Genomic DNA, 14970 nt, shown 5'->3' with positions numbered 1-14970 from the left:
GTGGTCTCCTATGACTTGATCAGTTTTTCAATGGCGTTGCGGATGCGCTGGTCTTCTGTTTCCAGAAAACTTTGGCCCATTTCATAGGCGCGCTGGATTTCAATCATTCGGCTCACCTGGGTGATGGCATTGACGTTGGATCCCTCCAGAAATCCCTGCACCACTTTGGCGGTTTCGGACTCTACAATTTCGCCCTCGGCGCGGAACATCACGCCATCCTCGCGCATCAAGGTGGTTTCTTCGTCTGGCTGGAACAGGCCAATCTGACCGACGGTATTACCATCGGCGGTAATGGTGCCATCGGCCCCGACGTGAATGGATTCAGCGGTGCCCGGAATAAAGACCGGCGCGCGGCCTGCATCCAGAACCTTGTGGCCGTCCATGGTCACCAGATCGCCGGCCGCATTGGGAGAAAAAGCGCCTGAGCGGGTCAGCCGTTCCCCAAGCGGGGTTTCGATCATGAAATAGGCGTCGCCCTCGATTGCAAAATCAAAGGAGCCCCCGGTCTGGGTCAGCTGGCCCTGTTCCATGGAGGTGTTGAAAATATTCGCTCGCGCCATCGATAGGGATTGCTGGCCCGGAGAGGATTGGACAAATTCGGAAAAAATCAGCCCTTCAGAGCGGTAGCCCGTGGTGGCAGCGTTTGCGATGTTATTCGCCACCACACGCATTTCGCGCATCAAACCGGTCTGCCGGGAGAGGGTTGCGTAGCCTACGTTTCCCATCAAGAAACTCCTGCGATCAAAGGAATGATATGGCCGTTAAAAAAGGCCACGAGTGTTTGAGTCATGAACCCCATGGACATCCAGAACACGACGACAATCGCCGCCAGTTTGGGGACAAAGGTGAGGGTCATTTCCTGTACGGATGTCAGAGCCTGAAACAGGCCAATGGCGAGACCGACGACCAGGGCCACCGCCAGGATCGGCGATGACATGGTGACCCCGGCCCAAAGAGCCTGTCGTAGGGTATCGTAGAATTGGCCTTCGCTCATCATTGGCTTAGACCGGCATCCGCAGGATTTCTTGATAAGCTTCGACCACCTTGTTGCGCACGGTCACTGCGGTCTCAACCGCCAGCTCGGTCTGGGCCAGAGCCTGAACCAGCGCGTGGGGATCACCACCGCCAGTCATTGACTGAACGGCGGTCTGTTCACCAACCTGCATGGTGTTGGCAAAATTGGCAAAGCTTGAGCGCAGCTGATCGGTGGGGCTGGGGCCAGCAAATTCCGGGTCCGCTTTGGTGGCGGGACGGGCGGCAGCATAGCCACCAGCGGCGGCAGTGATAGAGCGAATATCCATTCTGGATCTCCTCGGGTGTTAGATTATTTTCTCAGAAGGTCCATCAGCGAAGCTGACATTCCACGGGTTTGTTCGAACATTTTCAGGTTTGCGTCATAGCTGCGTTGCGCCTCGCGGGCGTCGGCGATCTCGATCATCAGATCTACGTTCGATCCCTCGTAGTGACCGCTTTCATCCGCCAGGGGATGCGAAGGGTCATAGACATTTTCCAGGTCACTGCGATCGAGGACGACGCGACCAGTCTTGACCCGTTCCACATCGTTCTCCAGATCGCGCGCTGCCTCAAAAGGCACGCTCTTGCGGCGATACCCAGGGGTGTCGGCGTTGGAGATGTTTTCAGAGACGTGACGCAGCCGGGTCGCCTGTGCTTTCAGGCCGCTGGCGGTCACACTCAGGGAATTGGAAAATTCACTCATGGCTCATGTTCCCCTTTAGCGCCCCAAACTGGTGCGCAGAATGTTCATTGATGATTTATAGATGGCAAGCGCCCGGCTATGCTGGCGCTTGACCTCAACCCCATTAAGGATTTCGGTCTCAAGCGAGACGGAGTTGTCGTTGGGGTCGGCGCCGCTGGGCGACGTGGTCACGGCCCAATTCATGTTGGAGCCGTTGATGCCATTCAGATGCGAGCCGCGTGAGGCCACCATATCGCCCGGGCGCGGCCCGGCGGCATAGACCTCTTTAAAAGGTTTGATATCCTTGGCGTGATATCCAGGCGTATCCGCATTGGCGATGTTTTCCGCCACCAGCGCCTGACGCTTACCTGCGTGGCTGGCCATCGAATATGCAATTTTAAAAACGTTCAGTTCGGTGAACACCGGGGCTTCTCCCTCGATCAATTTCAATCAAGGCTTAACCCTGATTCCTTTAGAAATTGTTTCAGGAACTAGTTGGAGGCCTCAGGCCATGATTCCAGAGCTGAAAGCTTTGACCGAACAAATCGCCAGTAAGAAATTGGCAACTTCCATGGGGCGCGTCAGCGGAATTTCCGGGGGAGAAATCGAAATATCCGGCCTGGAACGCGAAGCGCGAATCGGCGATCGCCTGGTGCTTGTGCGGGGGCCGGGTGATGAATTGCACGGCGAAGTCCTGAAGATTAGTGATAGTAAAATCAGTATGTTACCTGATCGTGCGCCAGATCGCGTCGCGATGAACGATCGTGTGATGCTGCGCCCGGCGCCAGCATTTGCCCCGGGTGATAACTGGATCGGCCGGGTGATTGATCCCTTTGGCGAACCCCTGGATGGCAGGCCCATGCTGCGCGGAGAACAGGCGCGGGATCTGATGGCGCCGCCTCCAAAAGCGGCAGGACGGCGTCATATGGGGGCGCGTTTGGAGACCGGGCTGTCGGTGTTCAATACGATTCTCCCCATCGTACAGGGCCAGCGTATTGGTCTTTTTGCGGGCTCTGGTGTTGGTAAATCGACTTTGCTCGCAAAAATGGCGCAATTTATGCAGGCCGATGTCGTGGTCATGGCGCTGATTGGCGAACGTGGACGCGAAGTGAATCACTTTGTCGAAGAGGTTCTGGGGCCAGAAGGCATGAAACGGGCGGTTGTTGTGGCTGCCACCTCTGATCAGTCGGCGCTGGTGCGCCGTCGCAGTGCCTGGGCTGCTATGACCATCGCTGAACATTTCCGCGATCAGGGTAAAAACGTCCTGTTCATGGCCGACTCGGTGACGCGTTTTGCCGAGGCCCACCGGGAGATTTCCGCGGCTTCGGGCGAGGCCCCATCGTTGCGCGGCTACCCGCCCTCTGTCACGCCTCTGATCACCGGGCTCTGCGAACGGGCTGGTCCTGGCGCTAATGGCCAGGGCGACATCACGGCGGTGTTCAGCGTTCTGGTGGCGGGCTCTGACATGGATGAACCCATCGCGGATATCCTGCGTGGTGTTCTGGACGGGCATATCGTGCTCAACCGGGAGATCGCCGAGCGCGGACGGTTCCCGGCGGTTGATGTCTCGCGCTCGGTCTCGCGGAGTTTGCCAGCGGCGGCAACAGAAGAAGAGAACGCTGCCATTCTGGAGGTCCGCAAATTCCTGGGATCTTATGAGCAATCCGAAGTGATGATCCGCGCGGGCCTGTATTCCGAAGGCAATGATGCAGTTTTGGATCAGGCGGTGAAGATCTGGCCGGAACTGGATGCCTTTTTTGGCAAAGAAGATCCTAGCGGGATTTCCAACAGCTTTAACCGCCTGCAGCTGATGCTGCGCCGCGCCACCAGAGGGCGCTAGGGGCAGGTCCCTAGAGGGGAGCTGATGTCGAAAGGGCAAGAAGTTGAACAGCTTTTTGCCCTTTATGCGGGCGCACAGCCCTGCATTATTGAGCATCATGTCGGCCAAAACGGGCTGAAAACAGAAAGAAACGGCGGAAATAGAAAAAAGGGCGTGTTCCAGTCTACCTGGATCGCCCTCATTTCAGTTTGACCTATCGGTTTTGGAGGCTTTGCTCAGGCTTGCAGCAGCGAAAGCGCCAGGGCTCCAGAGGATGCGGCGCCTGAGTAAGCGTTCAGTTCGGTCCGTGCCAGATAGGTATTGACCAGTTTTTCCAACTGTTCCGGATCCGAAAACATGGTGAGATCGTCAGACCCAAACCGTTTTTTTGCAGCGTCCTGCATGATGCCGACCTGCTGGTCGATATCAAGCAGTGCCAGATCACTTGGCAATCCAAGTGCGGTCTGCATCATGGTTTGAAGCTGCGGCTGACCAATGATGTTGAGCCATTGTCCGGTGATTGACAGTTCTTCGCCTTCGTCATCGAAGGTGACCAGATCCACCAGTTCCCGTTCAGCATAAAGAGCGATCTGCATGGAAACGTCCTGCTGCCCAACCGCGTCTTCAAAAGACTGCACCACATTTTTGTCGGCGACTTCCTGCATTTTGTAGGTCAGGCCGGTCACGGGAGCGAGGCCGGGGCCAAACTTGAATGCATTTGTGAAGTCGATCCAGCGGTCGTCGCCTAGCTTGTTGGCCAAGGCATCATCCGCTTCGCTCCCATCTTCAAGCACTTTCTGAATCATCGCCTTTGAATTGATCTCACTGGCGAGACCAAATGCATTCAAGGCCACTTCCAGCAGGCGATAGTCAGAAACCAGATCCTCTGCGGTTTTGACCTTTTTGATGTTTTCCATGAAGTACTCGTTGTCGCGCTCCAGGACCGGGTCCTTGTTGAAGTGCTCAAACTGGCGGTCGTAGGTAGACTGCAAAAAGGCCCAACCAGTCAATCCGGTCGAAGGGATGGTGGGTGCAAAGCTCATGACGGACGGATCGCCATCAAGCGTTCTTCCCGTGGCAGCAAAGTGCGCAGGGACTTCAGACACCTGTAATGATTGTCTTCCAACAGGGCTTCTGTTGCTTCGGCCAGGGCCGAGCGGCTATCGGCGTCGACAAAGACCTGGCTCAGCTCTTCGATCCGACGCAGCATAGGCAGACGATCTTCTTCTGGGTCACTATCGCCGGTCAGAACCAGCTGCGCTGCATAGCACACGCGGCGGACAGGTGTATTGGCGTTTTCGGGATGGATGGCATCCCGTAGGCGCAGGATATTGGCATCCGGGGTAACGATAGACAGACGGCTCCGTCGGTCACCATTTTCGATGACAGCACCATTTACCAAAACCCGCTCTTTAGGGGCAAGTTTAAGAACAAGTCCACTCATATTTAGGTTGCTCCGCTACGGAGGCCGCGCAGGACGGCCATGTTGACTTCAATCAGCGCTCTCACATTCGCTTTACGCGATAGGACCTTGCTGGTGTGTTGGCGGGTGAACTCGGCTAGGTAAAACAGATTCTCTTTAACATCTTGCGGCAATTGGTTCTCTTTTGCAGCAAGATCAACTGCGAAGATGGTCCACATCTTGCGATTTTTATGCAGTGCCTCGGCTAATACAGCAAAGCCTTCGGCGCCCTTTTTCGTACTAGCGGTCTTGTGGGCGGCAAGTAAATTTTGGGTCGCACGAGCAACGATATCATACTCATGATCTGTGGTTGTCTTGGTCGAGGCATTCGCCGCGGTATAGGCACTCTTCGCTTTCAGAAGTGCGTTCACGTGTTTTCCTAACGTATTATTTCTTCAGATTCTCTGAGAAGGGACCCAGGGCGTGAAAGACACGCCCTGGGTTAGGTCTGTTAACGGAACAGCTGCTGTAGAGTTTCCGGAGCCGAGTTGGCAATGGACAGCGCCTGAACACCAAGTTGCTGCTGTGTCTGCAGAGCTTTCAGTCGGGCGGATGCTTCTTCCATGTTGGTGTCGACAAGCGAACCAATGCCGGACTTCATGGCGTCGGTCACTTTGGTGACAAACTCGTTCTGACGCTCGATACGTGCAGCCGAGGCACCCAGAGCCGCAGCGCCATCAACGGCAGCCTGGATCAGGGCTTCGATGTCGTCAATCGAGGCTTCAGCAGTTGTCGCATCAGTCATGTCAACGGATGACAGGGTGAGGCCGGCTTCAAAATCAACCGAATCGACGGTGATGTTGGAGGCGGTCACAGCACCAGATGCATCACGGTCCAGCGAAGACAGAACAGTGATGTCGCCACCGGCGGTGTTCAGCAGGTTGGCGCCGTTGAACTGAGACGCGCCAATTACCGAAGTAATCTGGTTTTTCAGCTCGTCCACGTCAGCTTCGAGTTTGGTGTGATCAACGTTTTCACCAGTTGCCGCAACAACTTTTTCCTTCATCTCTTTCAGAAGTTCGGTGATCTGCTCGGCGCCTGCAGTTGCAACAGCAACAGTGGATTCACCCAGCGACAGCGAGTCGGATACGGCTTCAAAACCTGCAACGTCCGATTCCATAACCTTGGAAATCGCCCAGATGGCAGAGTTGTCTTTGGCGGCGCCGACTTCTTTACCAGTAGAGATCTGGTTCTGAGTATCTGTCAGGTCGCTGTTGATGGAGGACAACGTCTGCAGAGCAACCATTGCGCCATTGTTTGTCAGAATGCTGGTCATAGCTTTATTCCTTTAGCGAGTGAGACACTTTGGTCTCAGTAGTTTTCCCTGCCCCGAAGGGCGTTTTGGCGTCTTTCTGACAATGCGTTCAGCCTGCCGGCTTTCGCGCCACCTCAGTTATGAGATGCAAGGAGACATTGCCGCGAAAGGTGCTAAGGGAGTGCTAATGCCGAAATCTACAATCCGTAGAATTTTACTAAACCCTGGCGCGACTTAGCTCGCCTGGCTTAGCTGCGTTTCTCCAGACGTTGACCCGTTATGGTGCCATAGCTTTCCTTGCGCCCGGCGCGGTCATATACATCAAGTCCCTTTTTGACCCGGCGCAGCTCAGCCATACGTGTAGCGACACTGCGGATGCCTTCCATGGCACTGTTGAGCAGCTCCTGGTTTCGCGAGACCTTTGTCTGCACTTGCGCGAGGTCCGCGCGTTCGAGTGTGCCGATCTCATTGAGCTGCGCGATGATTGTTTCTTTGCGGGTCAACAGTTCCTGGATCTGGTTCAGTTCACCGCGCACCAGGGCGCTGCGTTCCTGGTCCAGAATTTCGTCCAGCTCATCAATAAGGCTTTGAGGAGTCTGGTGAGTCAGTTGTGCGTTTAGATCAGTCATTCGAGGAATCCTTCATTGCGTGATACAGCGATTCGGCGAGGCCAATGCCGCCGGCTTCGGTAATTTGTTCGGCCTGGGCGCGGATCAGAAAACTGCTGAACTGATCTTCGCCCTCGCCGCCACCGCCAAGTCCTTCGCGGCTTTTTCCAAGCCCGGCAGATTTCAGCATTTCTGTAAGAAAAGAAGCTTCTAGCTGTTTTGCAGCATCGCGAATCGCAGCATCCTGTGATGCCGCCTGAAGCTTGGGCGGCGGTGGGGGCGCCGGATGAACTGTTGTTAGATTGGGCATTCTGCACCTCGTCTCTAGGTTTAATTCAGATTTGCTTGATTTTTTACAGACTGCCCCAAGAGCGGTTAAAATTACCGTAACTCCTTTGGCCTAAAGCTGGGGATATCGAGATAGAACGTCTGGAATCCTAATGCTTACAAATCTACTCTTTGGTCAGGTGCGCTCAGGCGCTGCAGACCCAGTTGGCGCCAAGGCGGCAGAAGGCCCGCAGCGGCAGCAAGCAAATCGCAGCTTTTCCGACCACCTGGACGATCGTGCCAGACAGCAAGAGACGAGATCGGCGGCGGAAAGAGATCGCTCGGTTCGGGCGGAGAAGGCAGAAGAGCAGCGGGAAGCAAAAGAGCGATCCAAAGCAGTTGACCAGAACGGCTCCAATGCCGGTAAATCAACTGCAGCTGAGAGCGCGGATGCACCTGACCCCAAAGACGGGGTGAAAACCGCCGAAACCGCTGTAGATTCGGACGCGATCGAAGGCAATATTCCCCAGCAAACTGAAGAATTTACCGAAGGCGCTGCTGCAGAGGGCTCTGAGGCTGATGCAACAGACGGTGACACCGAGGCTGATGCAACAGACGGTGACACTGAAGCTGAGACTGCAATGGTGGCTGGTGAAACAGAGAGCGCGGCGCAGGGGGCAGAGGTGCCGCCTTTGGGCCTGCGCCAAGACGCTGACCTGAAACCAACCACTGCAAGCGCCTCAGCAGATCCTGAGATGGCTGGAAAGACCGGCAAGACTGCACCTGTTGCCAATGCGCCTGTTAGCAATGCAGCGGCCGCTATCGCGGGTGGTGAAGGCGATGATGTCACCGCGCAGGTGACACTGGCAGAGGCCGCTCCCGAATCGATGACTGAGGCTGTTGAGGGCGAGGCGGTAAATGTTAGCCGCACGTCTGCTCAGCCAGCCGCCGCCGGCCTGGCTGCTGCGACGACAGCACAGACATCGACTGCCGCACAGAAAAGCTCCACCCAGGCGGTAGCGGCACAGACCCAAAGCCCAGCCGATGCTGTGGACGCGGGTCAGGCTGCAAAACCGGACCAGGCGCAGAGTGATACGCCAGAGGTCGCATCCACTGTACTGGCTGGTGCCCGGTCTCAGGATGGTGCTCTTCGTCCAGGCGATTCGCGTACCACCACCGGCAAATCGACACCTATGCCACAAACCGCCGGGGTGAATGAGGCCAAGGCCGCGCAGGTGGATGAGCCCGCCGCAGAGACCAAAGCCGAGACTTCGCAGCGGGAAACAACTGGAAAATCCGCGAGCTCCGGTGAGGTTCTGGCAGCCGTTGCGGGGCAAACCCGCACCGCAGCTCCCACTGAACCGGGCCGCCGCGCAGAAGGCCGCGCACGCGAATCACGTGAAGCGCAGGCCGTGGTATCCGGAAATGCGAGTGCCACTCCAGCCACCAAACCGACAGCCGCAGCTGTGCAGATCAGCGCTGTTCAACAGGCCTTTACGGCCCAGATGCTTGCCGGGGATGCCGCAGCTAAGGGCGGGCAGAGTGCCGATTCGCCACTGCTGAGCTTTGAAACCCCGTCGAATTTGCCGGGCCTGTCACAGCTATTGACCGAAGCCGTTTTTCAGCCCGGAACTGTGCATCGACCTGAAACCCCACGCCTGGTTGCGGCGCAGCTGGCCCAGGCTTTTGTTGCCAAGGGGGAGCGCAACGTTGATGTGGCGCTGAACCCAGAGGAACTGGGTCGGGTCAAGATGCGGGTCTCCACCAGCGAAACCGGCATTACCGTGGTCATCCAGACCGAGCGTGCTGAAACCGGCGACCTGATGCGCCGCCATATCAACGAGTTGGCGGATGAGTTCCGAAAAATGGGCTTTGAAACGGTTTCCTTCGAATTCAACGGTGGTGGCGCCTCGGGTGGTCACACCAGTAGCGAAGGCGATAGCAAATCCGGACCGGGCAGATCCGGAACAACTGAAATGGACGACCTGTCTGCAACTGAGCTTGCAGAAAAACAGGTACAACATCTCCGGCTGGGAAATGCCGGCGTGGACATGAGGGTCTAACTGATGACAACCGAAGTTTCCGGCAACAACTATAACACCGCAACAACAAACAGTTCCGCCGCTGGTGGCGGTACCAACCTGACATCTGATTTTGACACCTTCATCAAGCTGTTGACGGCGCAGGCCAAATATCAGGATCCGACAGAGCCGATGGACAACACGGAATACGCCTCACAGCTGGCGGAATTCTCGATGGTTGAACAGCAGGTTCTGACCAATGACAACCTTGGCTCGGCGCTGGAGCAGTTGGGACTGGGCAATATGGCGGCGCTGACCGGCTGGGTGGGCATGCAAGTGCGCGCAGCCACGGCGGCGAGTTTTGATGGCGTCAACCCGGTCAATGTGTCGCCCAACCCTGCAGCCGCAGCGGATGAAGTCACGCTGGTGGTGCGAAATGCCGATGGTGACGAGGTCAACCGCATTGAGCTGCCGGTGAGCGCGGAGCCCTATGATTGGGATGGAACCGATTTCAGCGGTGATATGGCCCCGGCCGGGGACTATACCTTTATCGTTGAGAGCTCGGTGGATGGTGAGGTTGTCCTGTCAGAGATGGCGGAAGTTTACACCACCGTTCAGGAAACCCAACTTGCAGGCAGTGACGTGGTCTTGATCAACGAGACCGGGTTTGCGATTCTGGCAACCTCTGTGACCGCGTTGCGGGATCCAAGCGCAGAAACACCTGCGCCAGAAGAGGCTTGATTCAGCGGGCGTCGCGAGGTCTAGAGAGGGTGCCCTGCGGTTAAACGGGGCACCGACCGGAGTGTGATGCCCTGCAAGGCCTGGATATAGATTTTGACCAGCGGTTTTTTCGATCGCTCACGGCGCAGGGGCTAGATGTCGCTGCGCCCTTGCCGTTGCAGGGGGGGCGCTCTAACCGGGTCTGGCGCTGTGGCGACAGGGTGGTAAAGCTCTATCAGCGTCAGCATGACAATCCGCTGTTTGCCAATGATCCCGCTCGGGAAGCCGCCGCGCTTGTGGCTCTTGCCGGGACTGGCATGGTGCCTGTCCTGTTGGGGGCGGGGCGCTTTGAAGGCCATGATTGGCTGATCTATGGTCACATCACCGGAGCGCCCTGGCAGCGCGACAGCGGCCATGTTGCCCAGCTTTTGGGTCGGTTGCATGACCAACCTGAATTCAGCGGCTTGCCGCGCGGCGTCAATGGCAGCGCCGCGCTGGAGGCGCAGGGGGATGCGATTCTCAACCGGTGCACCGCAGACCCCGATCGTGTGGCAGAGCTGCGGGCACTGCGCCCCATCGGTCAGGTGCCACCTTTGCCGCTGCTGTCGCTGATCCACGGGGATCCGGTGCCGGGAAACCTATTGGCGCATGATGGCACGCTGACCCTGATCGACTGGCAATGCCCGCAAATGGGCGACCCAAGCGAGGATCTGGCGCTGTTTTTGTCACCAGCCATGCAGGTGCTGTACCGGGGCGCTGCGCTGTCACCGGCTGAAGAGGAGGCCTTTCTTGCGGCCTATCCTGATACAGCGGTCGTGGGGCGCTACCTGTCGTTAAAGCCTTGGTTTCACTGGCGTATGGCGGCGTATTGCCTGTGGCGCTGCGCCGATGGAAATCCGGTGGACCAGCACGCCTTTGAGCTGGAACGGGCAGCCATGGATCAATCCTGCATTCCCAACAGAGCATAGGCTGGTGGCATGACGATGCGGCGGGCTGGGCCAAAGGGAAACCGGGCCATGCCCTGCATCACCGGCGAATAGGGCAGATCAGGCGCGCGGCCCTGTACCAGATCCGCCAGCAACCGCCCGGCATAGCTGCCCATGGCGACGCCATTGCCGTGATAGCACAGCCCCGCAAACATCCCCGGAGTATCGGGAACCGGCCCAACAAAGGGCACAAGGTTACGCGACATGCAGACCATCCCGGACCAGAAATGGGTGCCTTCTACGCCACGCCAGGCCGGAAACATGGTGTCAAAATGCTTGCGCAGAAGTCGGCGAATAGAGGCCTCTGCACGGGGCGAGGCAAACAGCCCGCCGCGCATACCAAACAGGAACCTCCGGTCCGGCATCAGGCGGAAATAGTGCAGCAGGTTGCGGGTGTCATAGGCCATCTGATCGCTGAACCAACCCTGTGCCTGCAACTCGTCATCCGTCAAAGGGCGGGTGACCATGACGCTTGATTGTGCGGGCAGATACCGACCTGACAGCCACTTTGGCAGACCGTCCCAAGAGTATCCATTGGTGGCAATGATCACTTGTTTGGCGCGAACTTGCCCACCAGGGGTGGTTAGGAGATGCCCGTCGGACGCGGACGCCAGGTGGGTTACGGGGCTGTTTTGGAAAAGACTGGCACCTGCGTTTTCAGCGGCGCGGGCAATGCCAAAGAGATACTTGCGCGGGTTGAGGCCAAACCCAACAGGTGCTGTCAGGGCGCCAAAGAAGGTTCCGTTCAGACCCTGATCTGCGAGCGCGTCTTGTTCCAGAAGATGCGCGGTGCCGCCCGCCGCGGTGATTTCCTCGGCTTCGCGACGCAGGGCAGCCATGGCGCGCGGGCTGTGCGCCATCCGGGTTTCCCCCTTGGAATGGGTGTCTGCTGCGATCCCGTGGCGGTCCAGCAGGCCGCGTACCAGATCAATTGCGGCCAGCTCTGCCTCCATATAGGTTCTGGTGGCTTCATCGCCGAACTTGCGCTGCATGGCGCTGCCCGACAGCATGGTACCGCCCAGGCAACAAAAGCCGCCGTTGCGCCCGGAGGCGCCCCAGCCGGGGGTTTCCGCCTCCAGAACCGCAACGCGGGCGCCACTTTCTGCCAGATGCAGCGCAGCTGACATTCCGGTAAAGCCACCACCGATGACTGCAACGTCAACCTGCATCTCTCCGGCCTGCTGAGGCCAGAGAGGGGCGGCTATGGTCTCATCCCACCAGCAATTTTCGCGGGGGCCGGGACCATAGGCATAGGCGGAAAAGATCCGCCGCATCAGCTGCGCTCCGCGGCATTTTCATCGCGCTTTTGCCGTACGATCTGGCGTTTGTTGACCAGCGAGGCGGTAAGGACGCCGATGGTGACAATCGCGATCATCAGGGTCGAAAGCGCATTGATCTCAGGAGACACCCCAAGGCGCACCGCCGAGTAGATCTTGATCGGCAGGGTTGTGGCCGCAGGTCCCGAGGTGAAGGAGGCGATAACCAGATCGTCCAGCGACAGGGTAAAGGCCAGGAGCCAGCCTGACACCACCGCAGGCGCGATAATTGGCAAGGTGACCAGGCGAAAGGCCTCGACGGGGGAACAGCCCAGATCCAGCGCCGCCTCTTCCAGCGACCTGTCAAAGGTCACCAGCCGTGAAGAGACCACCACTGAGACATAGCACATGGAAAATGTCGTATGGGCCAGCACGATGGTCAGCACACCGCGATCCAACCCAATGCCGATGAACAGCAAAAGCAGCGATAGGCCGGTGATGACTTCGGGCATCACCAGGGGCGCGTAGATCATCCCTGAAAACAGGGTGCGCCCCATAAACCGTCCCCCACGCACCAGAACATAGGCGGCCATGGTGCCCAGAACCGTTGCGATTGTTGACGAGACCACCGCGACTTTGATCGTCACCCATGCGGCGTTGAGAAAGGCTTCGTTCTGCATCAACTCGCCGTACCATTTGGTCGAGAACCCCGCCCAGACGGTGACAAGTTTGCTTTCGTTGAAACTGTAGATCACCAGAATCAGCATCGGCACATAGAGGAAGGCAAAGCCAAGCGTCAGCGAGACCGTATTGAACCAGCTCATGCGTTTCATTGTTCGGCCTCCTGCTGTTTTTGCTGATTGCGCTGGAACAGCACAATGGGAATGATCAAGAGCAGCAACAGCACAACTGCCACTGCAGATGCCACGGGCCAGTCGCGGTTGGAGAAGAACTCTTCCCACAGGACCTTACCGATCATCAGCGTGTCAGATCCGCCCAGCAGCGATGGAATGACGAATTCGCCCAGCACCGGGATGAAGACCAGAAAACAGCCGGCGATGATGCCGTTTTTCGACAGCGGGATAGTCACCAGCCAAAAGGCCGACAGGCGCGAACAGCCCAGATCCTCGGCGGCCTCAATCAGCGATTCGTCCAGCCGTTCAAGGGCGGCATAGATCGGCAGGATCATAAACGGCAGATAGGTGTAAACGATACCGATATAGACGGCGGTATTGGTGTTGAGGATGGTGAGCGGTTCGGAAATCACCCCGGTCCACAGCAAGAACTGATTGAGAAAGCCTTCGTTCGACAGGATGCCCATCCAGGCATAAACCCGGATCAGAAAGCTGGTCCAGAACGGCAGAATCACCAACATCATCAGGGTTGCACGCCATTCTTCGGGCGCGCGTGCCATGGCATAGGCCATCGGATAGCCAACCAAGAGCGTCAGCGTGGTCGAGATCAGGGCGATCTTCAGCGAGCTGAGATAGGCTTTCCAGTAGAGATCATCCTGGGTCAACCAGGCGAAGTTTTCAAAATCCAGCTCTGACAGGAAGGCCCAAATTCCGGTCGCCCAGTCAAAATGCGGCGTATAGGGCGGACGGGCCAGGGCCACATCGGAAAGCGAGATCTTAAACACGATGACAAAGGGCACCAAAAACAGCGCCAAGAGCCAGAGATACGGGACAGCGATCAGGGTAAAGCGGCGCATTATTCAGCCAACAGAACGCCTGCCGTGGCGGTCCAGGACAGCCAGACAGTGTCTTCCCAAGTGAAAGCACGACGTGAAATGCGGCGGGTGTTGGCGCTTTGCGCCTTGATCACCGCGCCAGAGGGCAGTTCGACATGATAGGTGGAGATATTGCCGAGATACGCGATATCGAGGATCTTTCCCTCCACCGCATTATCGACATCAGTGGGTTTGTCAGAAGTAATGGTGACTTTCTCTGGGCGTATCGCCAGATGACAGGGCTGACCGTCGGAGAAAGGGTTTGGCGATTTGACATTCAGGGGCGCTTGCCCGTCCTTCCAGGCCATTGAATAGCTGTCTTCGCCATTTGGGGTGGCGGTCCCGCCGATGATGTTCACCTCGCCGATGAAATCAGCAACATAGACCGAATTGGGCGTTTCATAGATACGGTCCGGGGTCGCGACCTGGATGATCCTGCCGTTGTCCATTACCGCGACGCGGCTGGCGACGGTCATCGCCTCTTCCTGGTCATGGGTCACAATGACAAAGGTGGTGCCGGTCTTTTCCTGAATGTCCATCAGCTCAAACTGGGTGTCCTGACGCAGCTTTTTGTCTAGCGCACCCAGGGGTTCATCCAGCAGCAGAAGCTTGGGCTTTTTGGCAAGTGAGCGTGCCAGAGCAACCCGCTGACGCTGACCACCCGATATTTGGTGCGGCTTGCGGCTGGCAAATTTCTCCAGCCGGGTCAGGCGCAGCATTTCGTCCACTCGGTTGCTGATCTCGGGCTTGGCCATGCCTTCGCGCTTCAGGCCAAAGGCGATGTTTTCCCAGATGCTCAGATGCGGGAACAGCGCGTAGGACTGAAACATCATATTGGTGGCGCGCTTGTTCGGAGGCACCGGCGCCATGTCTTGACCGGCCAGAAAGATCTTTCCCTCAGAGGGGGTTTCAAACCCGGCAAGCATCCGCATCATGGTGGTCTTGCCGCAGCCCGATGGGCCCAAAAGCGCAAAGAACTCTTTCTCATAGATGCCGATGGTCAGGTCGTCGATCGCCGTGAAATCACCAAATCGTTTTGTGACGTTCTGAAACTGGATCAAAGGCTTGGCCTCTGGATCGTTCCAGGGTTCGAATACAGGAATGGTCAAGCTGCGTCCCCCGCAATTTCTGAAAACGCGGACTGCAAGCCA

20 protein-coding genes are annotated in these 14970 nt (G+C 57.4%); 5 read left to right on the top strand and 15 right to left on the bottom strand.

Annotated elements, in window-relative coordinates:
* Positions 1 to 8: 8 nt before the first annotated feature.
* The 5 genes from N1037_00320 to N1037_00300 all read right to left on the bottom strand — a co-directional run bounded on the left by N1037_00320 (position 9) and on the right by N1037_00300 (position 2119).
* Positions 9 to 725, bottom strand: a complete 717-nt coding sequence (locus tag N1037_00320; GenBank protein ID UWS79495.1) for a flagellar hook-basal body complex protein — start codon at positions 723 to 725, stop codon at positions 9 to 11.
* Positions 725 to 937 carry a flagellar biosynthetic protein FliQ gene (locus tag N1037_00315; protein UWS81411.1) on the bottom strand — a complete coding sequence of 71 codons (213 nt, stop codon included), beginning with the start codon at positions 935 to 937 and terminating at the stop codon, positions 725 to 727. Before N1037_00315 ends, N1037_00320 begins: the two co-directional genes overlap by 1 nt.
* A gap of 64 nt (positions 938 to 1001) precedes the next feature.
* Positions 1002 to 1301 carry a flagellar hook-basal body complex protein FliE gene (gene fliE / locus N1037_00310; GenBank protein UWS79494.1) on the bottom strand — a complete coding sequence of 100 codons (300 nt, stop codon included), beginning with the start codon at positions 1299 to 1301 and terminating at the stop codon, positions 1002 to 1004.
* 23 nt (positions 1302 to 1324) lie between these two features.
* Positions 1325 to 1717 (bottom strand): flagellar basal body rod protein FlgC, encoded by a 393-nt coding sequence (gene flgC / locus N1037_00305; protein UWS79493.1) that lies wholly within the window; start codon positions 1715 to 1717, stop codon positions 1325 to 1327.
* Positions 1718 to 1732: 15 nt separating this feature from the next.
* A complete protein-coding gene (locus N1037_00300; protein ID UWS81410.1) occupies positions 1733 to 2119 on the bottom strand; it encodes a FlgB family protein in 387 nt (128 codons plus the stop codon).
* Between the two features lie 88 nt (positions 2120 to 2207).
* Here N1037_00300 and N1037_00295 point away from each other — a divergent pair, with 88 nt between their 5' ends.
* Entirely contained in the window at positions 2208 to 3536 is a 1329-nt protein-coding gene (locus tag N1037_00295) for a FliI/YscN family ATPase (protein ID UWS79492.1), read from the top strand.
* Between the two features lie 24 nt (positions 3537 to 3560).
* Positions 3561 to 3728 (top strand): hypothetical protein, encoded by a 168-nt coding sequence (locus N1037_00290; GenBank protein ID UWS79491.1) that lies wholly within the window; start codon positions 3561 to 3563, stop codon positions 3726 to 3728.
* A 23-nt stretch (positions 3729 to 3751) separates the two neighbouring features.
* Here N1037_00290 and N1037_00285 read toward each other — a convergent pair whose 3' ends face one another.
* The 6 genes from N1037_00285 to N1037_00260 all read right to left on the bottom strand — a co-directional run bounded on the left by N1037_00285 (position 3752) and on the right by N1037_00260 (position 7150).
* Positions 3752 to 4558 (bottom strand): DUF1217 domain-containing protein, encoded by an 807-nt coding sequence (locus N1037_00285; protein UWS79490.1) that lies wholly within the window; start codon positions 4556 to 4558, stop codon positions 3752 to 3754.
* Positions 4555 to 4959, bottom strand: a complete 405-nt coding sequence (gene flbT, locus N1037_00280; GenBank protein ID UWS79489.1) for a flagellar biosynthesis repressor FlbT — start codon at positions 4957 to 4959, stop codon at positions 4555 to 4557. The genes N1037_00285 and flbT overlap by 4 nt, the downstream gene beginning before the upstream one ends.
* A 2-nt stretch (positions 4960 to 4961) precedes the next feature.
* On the bottom strand, positions 4962 to 5348 hold the full coding sequence (flaF, locus tag N1037_00275; protein UWS79488.1) for a flagellar biosynthesis regulator FlaF: 387 nt from the start codon (positions 5346 to 5348) through the stop codon (positions 4962 to 4964).
* 80 nt (positions 5349 to 5428) lie between these two features.
* The gene (locus N1037_00270; GenBank protein ID UWS79487.1) at positions 5429 to 6253 is read right to left on the bottom strand and encodes a flagellin; all 825 of its coding nucleotides are present in this window, start codon (positions 6251 to 6253) and stop codon (positions 5429 to 5431) included.
* Between the two features lie 227 nt (positions 6254 to 6480).
* Entirely contained in the window at positions 6481 to 6861 is a 381-nt protein-coding gene (locus N1037_00265) for a flagellar biosynthesis protein FlgN (protein ID UWS79486.1), read from the bottom strand.
* Positions 6854 to 7150, bottom strand: a complete 297-nt coding sequence (locus tag N1037_00260; protein UWS79485.1) for a rod-binding protein — start codon at positions 7148 to 7150, stop codon at positions 6854 to 6856. The genes N1037_00265 and N1037_00260 overlap by 8 nt, the downstream gene beginning before the upstream one ends.
* 130 nt (positions 7151 to 7280) lie before the next feature.
* Between N1037_00260 and N1037_00255 the strand changes: the two genes are divergently transcribed.
* From N1037_00255 to N1037_00245, 3 genes are all read left to right on the top strand, one after another.
* The gene (locus tag N1037_00255; protein ID UWS79484.1) at positions 7281 to 9170 is read left to right on the top strand and encodes a flagellar hook-length control protein FliK; all 1890 of its coding nucleotides are present in this window, start codon (positions 7281 to 7283) and stop codon (positions 9168 to 9170) included.
* 3 nt (positions 9171 to 9173) lie between these two features.
* On the top strand, positions 9174 to 9869 hold the full coding sequence (gene flgD, locus N1037_00250; protein UWS79483.1) for a flagellar hook assembly protein FlgD: 696 nt from the start codon (positions 9174 to 9176) through the stop codon (positions 9867 to 9869).
* A 200-nt stretch (positions 9870 to 10069) separates the two neighbouring features.
* Positions 10070 to 10816 carry an aminoglycoside phosphotransferase family protein gene (locus N1037_00245; GenBank protein UWS79482.1) on the top strand — a complete coding sequence of 249 codons (747 nt, stop codon included), beginning with the start codon at positions 10070 to 10072 and terminating at the stop codon, positions 10814 to 10816.
* Here the strand turns inward: N1037_00245 and N1037_00240 are convergent.
* Genes N1037_00240 through N1037_00225 form a run of 4 tightly spaced genes read right to left on the bottom strand, consistent with a single transcriptional unit; the run spans position 10789 to position 14928 of the window.
* A complete protein-coding gene (locus N1037_00240; protein ID UWS79481.1) occupies positions 10789 to 12108 on the bottom strand; it encodes an FAD-binding oxidoreductase in 1320 nt (439 codons plus the stop codon). The two genes, N1037_00245 and N1037_00240, sit on opposite strands and share 28 nt — an antisense overlap.
* Positions 12108 to 12923: an ABC transporter permease subunit gene (locus N1037_00235; GenBank protein UWS79480.1), complete on the bottom strand. Its 816-nt coding sequence runs from the start codon at positions 12921 to 12923 to the stop codon at positions 12108 to 12110. The genes N1037_00240 and N1037_00235 overlap by 1 nt, the downstream gene beginning before the upstream one ends.
* The gene (locus N1037_00230) at positions 12920 to 13801 is read right to left on the bottom strand and encodes an ABC transporter permease subunit (protein UWS79479.1); all 882 of its coding nucleotides are present in this window, start codon (positions 13799 to 13801) and stop codon (positions 12920 to 12922) included. The genes N1037_00235 and N1037_00230 overlap by 4 nt, the downstream gene beginning before the upstream one ends.
* Positions 13801 to 14928, bottom strand: coding sequence for an ABC transporter ATP-binding protein (locus N1037_00225; protein ID UWS79478.1), 1128 nt, complete (start codon positions 14926 to 14928; stop codon positions 13801 to 13803). Before N1037_00225 ends, N1037_00230 begins: the two co-directional genes overlap by 1 nt.
* Positions 14929 to 14970 lie beyond the last annotated feature (42 nt).

The sequence above is a fragment of the Phaeobacter sp. G2 genome (assembly GCA_025163595.1).
Taxonomy (GTDB): domain Bacteria; phylum Pseudomonadota; class Alphaproteobacteria; order Rhodobacterales; family Rhodobacteraceae; genus Pseudophaeobacter.
This window is presented reverse-complemented; position numbering and strand designations above follow the sequence as displayed.